This is a genomic window from Gilvimarinus gilvus (assembly GCF_030518155.1).
GTDB classification, from domain to species: domain Bacteria; phylum Pseudomonadota; class Gammaproteobacteria; order Pseudomonadales; family Cellvibrionaceae; genus Gilvimarinus; species Gilvimarinus gilvus.
The window spans coordinates 1-507 of sequence record NZ_JAULRU010000564.1 but is presented as its reverse complement, the minus strand read 5'-3'; the positions used below and the strand labels follow the sequence as shown (position 1 = coordinate 507).

Sequence of the window (507 nt, the reverse complement as noted above, 5' to 3'; positions counted from 1 at the left end):
AATCGGTGGTAGCCCAAGTCCACGTTCACGCTCCGGCGTGCTGCTGGAGCGTTCGCGCCAGTGGCTGCAGCATCGCGGCGTCGAAGTGGTGACGTTCCAGGTACGTGACTTCCCTGCCGAAGACCTGCTGCATGCCCGTTTCGACAGCCCGCAGGTACAGCACTTCCAGCAACTGGTGGCCCAGGCCGATGGCCTGATCGTCGCCACACCGGTGTACAAGGCATCGTTTGCCGGTGCTCTGAAAACCTTGCTCGACCTGCTGCCGGAACGCGCTTTGGCACACAAGATCGTGTTGCCGATCGCCACCGGCGGCAGCATCGCCCACATGCTGGCGGTGGATTACGCACTCAAGCCCGTGCTGTCTGCACTCAAGGCGCAAGAGACCCTGCAAGGGATCTTCGCTGACGACAGCCAGGTCGCTTATGCAGAGGGCAGCAAGCCCGCGCAACTGCTACCCGCGCTGGAAGAACGCCTGCAGGACTCGCTGGAAACCTTCCACGTTGCCCT

General features: G+C 62.7%; 1 protein-coding gene. It reads left to right on the top strand.

Going from position 1 to position 507, the window contains the following annotated elements; all coding sequences use genetic code 11:
* Window positions 1-37 precede the first annotated feature (37 nt).
* On the top strand, window positions 38-507 hold a 470-nt coding region (gene ssuE, locus QWI17_RS10600; RefSeq protein WP_302722477.1), incomplete at its 3' end, for an NADPH-dependent FMN reductase.